Below are 1,446 nucleotides of genomic sequence, written 5' to 3'. Positions count from 1 at the left end.
GTCCCCCTGTGCGGCACCCCTCCCTGGCCTTCCCTGGCAAGGGTGGTGGGAACCCGCCCGCCAGTGGGATCCGCTCCGGTCCGTCGGCCGCCATGCACCGCCCAAAGCCGCCAACCGCCTGCACCGCCTACCTTTCCCGCAGCCAAATTCAGCTCCGGTAACCCCGCATTAACTATCGCCGGGCTCTGGTAAGAACGGACAATCGCGCCCATAGCCGTCGTCGAGGCCCATAGTTTTGACATCTTGGCAGGGAAAGCAGGCGGCCGGCTTTGGACGAGCCCCCTGCACCCCAGAAAGACAAGGCTTTGAGCGGGCTTGCCGGCCGCGCCGGTTCTAGCGCGGCAGTTGGGGAACCGGCGGTCATTTGCTGCCGCGGAGCATCAGGTAACGATCGCCTTGAGAGGATACTGCTTATGAATCCGGCCGACGTGGCTCAGTCAGCCCTTCCGGTTGCCGCTTCCGCGGACGTGTCGCTGATTGCGCTGTTCTGGCAGGCTCACTGGATCGTGAAAGCGGTGATGCTGGGACTTCTGTCCTGCTCGGTCTGGGTCTGGGCGATCGCCATCGACAAGATCTTCCTGTTTGCCCGTACCCGCCGCTCGATGGACCGTTTCGAGCAGGCCTTCTGGTCCGGCGAGTCGATCGAGGAGCTCTACCGCACCCTCTCGGCCAAGCCGACGCATTCCATGGCCGCCTGCTTCGTCGCGGCGATGCGCGAGTGGAAGCGCTCGTTCGAGAGCCACGCCCGCTCGGTCGCGGGCCTTCAGATGCGCATCGACAAGGTGATGAACGTCTCGATCGCCCGTGAGGTCGAGCGCCTGGAGCGCCGGCTGCTGGTGCTTGCCACCGTCGGCTCCGCCGGTCCCTTCGTCGGCCTGTTCGGCACGGTCTGGGGCATCATGTCGAGCTTCCAGTCGATCGCGGCGTCGAAAAATACCTCCCTTGCGGTGGTCGCCCCCGGTATCGCCGAGGCGCTGTTTGCGACCGCCGTCGGCCTTATCGCGGCCATTCCTGCCACTATTTTCTACAATAAGTTCACATCCGAGGTGAACCGGCAGGCCCAGCGGCTCGAAGGCTTCGCCGATGAATTTTCAGCCATACTGTCACGTCAGATCGACGAGCGGGGCTGACGGACGGCATGTATAGTGTGAAGGGCAATTTGGGCATTCGATCATGGCGATGAACGTAGCCAGTTCGTCCGGAGGCGGCGGGCGCCGTGGTCGGCGCAAGCCCGTCGTGGCCGAGATCAACGTCACGCCGATGGTCGACGTGATGCTAGTGCTGCTCATCATCTTCATGGTCTCGGCGCCGATGTTGACGGTCGGTGTGCCGCTCGACCTGCCGCAGACCCAGGCCAAGAGCCTCGAAAACAACGACCAGAAGCCGCTTCAGATGTCTGTCGACATCAAGGGCAAGGTCTTCATCAACGACGCCGAGGTCGCGATC

2 protein-coding genes are annotated in these 1,446 nt (G+C 63.5%); both read left to right on the top strand.

The genetic code is table 11. From position 1 onward, the window contains the following. Positions 1-413: 413 nt before the first annotated feature. A complete protein-coding gene (gene tolQ / locus AC1D00_RS40875; protein WP_018641591.1) occupies positions 414-1,130 on the top strand; it encodes a protein TolQ in 717 nt (238 codons plus the stop codon). A gap of 43 nt (positions 1,131-1,173) precedes the next feature. Next, positions 1,174-1,446, top strand: a 273-nt coding sequence (locus AC1D00_RS40870; RefSeq protein WP_477014612.1) for a biopolymer transporter ExbD, incomplete at its 3' end; no start/stop codon positions are given.

Source organism: Bradyrhizobium sp. P2_E8 (assembly GCF_056403875.1).
This window is presented reverse-complemented; position numbering and strand designations above follow the sequence as displayed.